Here is a 4,331-nt window from a genome sequence, read left to right on the forward strand (position 1 = left end):
TGCTACAGAGTCTAATTTATTGTTGTTTAATAATATTGGATAAAGGTTTTTTTTGACTTTGGATACAATCGTATTTCCCGCTTTATAATTGAATATCGAAGCAAAATGAGCAAAGATATATCTAGCCGTAAGAAACACTAATGCAGATAGGAGAGGATGTGGCTGAAGTAATCCCCGATCAAGCCATGAGGTTGCAAATTGTGATAAATACCAGCAAAAAGCGATAAAAGATACCGCACTTAAAATAGTAAATACAGCCGCTATAATATATAGACCTTTGGCTTCAGTTATTTTTTTACTCAGCCATCGGGATGCATTATCTTGGTTTGAACTCATAATGATTATCTATAATTTTGGTTCATTTATCAACAAAGATAATGATTTACTCCATGTTGTTACAACATATAGGAATGATTTTCCTCGATCTTGATTTTATCCTACAAGAAACAAATTAGGTAATATTAATTACTATTTTATAAAAACGGAGTGGAGATACCTACTATATGGTATTTATAGGAATCAAAATACCAAGAATATGCGATTGAAGGCTTTTTGTTGAACAACTACATTTGTATCTCTAACATTTTATAAAATTAATGAAAAAGAGTTTATTGCTCTACTTTTTATTTATATGCACTATTGAATCTGCATATTGCCAGTTATACACGATATCGGGAAAACTCTTAGACAAGAAACATCAGACGCCCATAGAGTATGCTACAATCTCTATCTCAGATCTTGGCTTAGCTGTTATTTCCGACATTGAAGGGAAATTCACTATTAAAAATATTCCGGCGGGATTTTTTGAGCTGAATATTTCTATCTTGGGATATGAGAAAAAAGCATTCAAAATACAAGTAGATAAGAATAAAAACGATCTGCTTTTTTATTTGGCAGAGGATAACTTACTATTGAATGAGATAGTTGTTACTGCAGAGAAGAAAGTGGAAGATCTTACAACAGCCTATACTATCGAACGTGCAGCATTAGATCAGATACAAGTGTTGAATATCACTGAAATAGCAGCTCTTTTACCCGGAGGCCAAACCAGTAAAAAAATAAATTTAGCTATTAGTCGTGCAGGTGCCGACCGCTTTAATCTTCGCTCTAACGGAGGGAGTGAACTAGGCTTATCTTCTTTTGGAACAGTAGTCGAAGTCGATGGCGTACGAATATCCAACAATAGTCAATTTATAAAAGAAGTAGAGGGGGCTGATACCCGCAATATAGCTTCAAATAATATTGAGTCTGTAGAGGTTATAACCGGAGTTCCTTCTGTCGAGCATGGAGACTTATCCAATGGGATGATACGTATAAATTCGAAGAAAGGCAAATCGCCATTAAATATAGAACTAAGTACCAAGCCGAATACAAAATCTATCGCTTTCGATAAAGGCTTCCTTTTAGGGAAGAAGTGGGGGATACTTAATACGAGTTTTGAGCATACAAAATCCAACTCCGATATAGCTTCTCCTTATACAACTTATGTAAGAAATAATCTATCTCTGATTTATTCCAAGGCATTTAATCCGTATCGGAATAATCCTTTGAATTTTTCTTTAGGTTTGACAGGGAATGTTGGAGGCTATAATTCGAAAGGAGATCCGGATGCTTTTGTAGATACTTATACAAAAGAAAGGGATAATGCACTTCGGTTGAACATGAAGCTAGATTGGCTGCTTAACAAACCGTGGATTACTAAATTAGAATTTTCGGGAACTCTTAATTATTCGGATCTACAAAGTGAGAAGAAAGAAAACAAGGACAGTAATACTTCAACAGCTGCTATTCATACATCAGAATCTGGTTATTTTATCGGTTCTTTGTATGACATCAACCCGAATGCTGAGATTATACTGATCCCCGGAGGATATTGGTATACAACAAGAAGAGAAGATAGTAAACCTCTTTTATTTACAACAAAGATGAAAGCTAATTGGATACGAAAATTCGGAGATGTAACTAATCGCTTTATGCTAGGATCAGATTTTAATCGGACTACAAATCTAGGCAAGGGAATATATTATACCGATATGCGCTATGCTCCTACATGGAGAGAATATAAATATAGCGATCAGTCTGCAGTAAATAATCTGGCTCTTTTTGCCGAAAATGAAGTAACTTTTGTCTTACCTAGGGAAACTTCATTAAAGACATCAGTTGGTCTGCGAAGTGATTTAACATATATAAGTAAATCTGAGTACGGAACAATTAATAGTTTGTCACCTCGGGTTAGTGCAAAATATATATTCTGGAATCGTCCCAAAAACACTCTTTCTTTAATGAGTTTACGTGCAGGATTTGGAGATGCTGTAAAGCTTCCTTCTTCATATATATTGAATCCAACTCCTACCTATCAGGATAGATTGGTTTTTACACCAGGTACAACGGCACAAAACACAACGTATTACGCATACAATACGATGCCCAGTACAACTATTTACAATCCGAATCTTAAATGGCAAAGAAGCCGTTTAATAGAATTAGCATTAAATACTCGTATTGGACAAGTAGATATTTCGTTACTAGCCTATAACAGTAAGACAATAGCCCCCTATGCTGATGCTACCCTATACACTCCGTATTCTTATAAATTTACAGATCAGACAGCACTTGAGAATAATTTAATTCCTGAAGCTAATCGTTCATACCAAATAGATAAGACTACCGGAATAGTTACCGTTTCAGATTTGACAGGAAATTTGCCTAGCCAACAGTTAGCTTATAAAGAAAGGAATACATTTAAGACCAATAGTTATTATTACAATGAATCTGATTTTTCGAAAAGAGGGCTGGAATGGGTAATTAATTTCGGCAAAATCCCCTCTATTCATACTTCATTCCAAGTAGATGGATCTTACAACTATTATAAGGGGCTAAAAACAAAGTTGATAGCATATTCGCCTAGCCTTTCTCAAAATATGGCTGATGGAAATCCTTATAAATATATCGGTCTATATGAAGGTACGGATGATGTTGCTAATGGCAGCCTCTCTAAAAAAATAACAAATAATCTTTCGATAAGTACTCATATACCAGCAATACGCCTCATAGTATCTCTTCGATTAGAAAGTTGTTTGTATGATTATAAGCAAAAATTGAGCGAATCATCTACAGGCTCACGAGGTTTTGTAATAGATAATAGGAGTGATTACATCCCTTCAAATTCAGAGACAAATATCTATAAAGGAGACTATTTCGTTGCTCTTTATCCTTTATATTATGTGAGCTTGGATGATATGAATACAAAAATTCCATTTAAAGAAAAGTTCTTATGGGCCAAAGATAATGATTCCGCTTTATTCAACGAGCTGGCAAGAATGGTGGTTCGATCAAATGTTAATTACTATTTCAAACCTACAGATATATCCGCATATTTTTCGGCGAATCTGAATGTGACAAAAGAGTTGGGTGATCATGTTTCAATATCATTTCTGGCAAATAACTTTTTTAATAATGTTGCAAAGGTTAAGAATAAACAAAATAACAGTGAATATTCTTTATTCGGCTCTGGTTATTTACCTGAATTTTATTACGGACTAACTCTTCGTATCAAATTGTAAAAAGATGGTTGAGAAAGATGTAAAATAAATATAAACATATAAAAAGTAACTTATGAATTTACAAAAATTATTTTTCTTACTAATAGCAGTTCTTACAATAGGAACTTCTTGCAATGACACTGATGATAATGATAAATATCAAACTTATGATGTGGCTGTTAAACTAGTTTATCCAGATGATTACACTTCATCTGAAAATGTTATTGTTACACTCGTTAATACAACTACGAAAGCAGCATATACGGCAACAACAAACGCTTCGGGGGAGGCATCTTTTAAAGTCTCTACAGGTATCTATCAGGTAACAGCGACTGATAATAGGGCCGTTGGTGGAAGCTCTTATGTTTTGAATGGTCAATCGAATCTTACGATTGGAAATAATTGGGTTAATACCACCCCGGTTGAATTAAAATTGAATGCATCCAAGACAGGACAAATAGTTATCAAAGAATTATATGTTGGAGGATGTCAAAAGAATGATGGATCGGGAAAATTTCAGAATGATGCATACGTTGTTTTGTATAATAACTCAAGTATTGATTTGAGCTTAGAAAATACAGCGTTAGGTACAACTATACCTTACAATTTGCTTACCGGATGCTATTTTTACCGGATTCTTAAAATACCAGATAGCTGCTCATGCCGGAACCAATCCTTCTGCCTCGTACGAAAGCTTTCCGTTCGAATAGTATTTATTAGCAGATGTAAAATTGTAAGGTATAGTTGTACCTAACGCTGTATTTTCTAAGCTCAAATCAATACTTGAGT

Annotated in this window: 2 protein-coding genes and 1 pseudogene; 2 read left to right on the forward strand and 1 reads right to left on the reverse strand. The window is 34.4% G+C overall.

The genetic code is table 11. From position 1 onward, the window contains the following. Positions 1-336: pseudogene (locus LDB17_RS13570) on the reverse strand (hypothetical protein); the annotation flags it as partial. 260 nt (positions 337-596) lie between these two features. On the opposite strand from LDB17_RS13570, the gene LDB17_RS13575 reads away from it, so the two are divergent. Together LDB17_RS13575 and LDB17_RS13580 are read left to right on the forward strand one after the other, a co-directional pair. Next, positions 597-3,563, forward strand: a complete 2,967-nt coding sequence (locus LDB17_RS13575) for a carboxypeptidase-like regulatory domain-containing protein (protein WP_393925082.1) — start codon at positions 597-599, stop codon at positions 3,561-3,563. Between the two features lie 52 nt (positions 3,564-3,615). Beyond that, a complete protein-coding gene (locus LDB17_RS13580) occupies positions 3,616-4,296 on the forward strand; it encodes a hypothetical protein (RefSeq protein ID WP_393925083.1) in 681 nt (226 codons plus the stop codon). Positions 4,297-4,331: the final 35 nt, after the last annotated feature.

This window comes from Dysgonomonas sp. Shenzhen-Wh21, assembly GCF_043392705.1.
Lineage (GTDB): Bacteria > Bacteroidota > Bacteroidia > Bacteroidales > Dysgonomonadaceae > Dysgonomonas.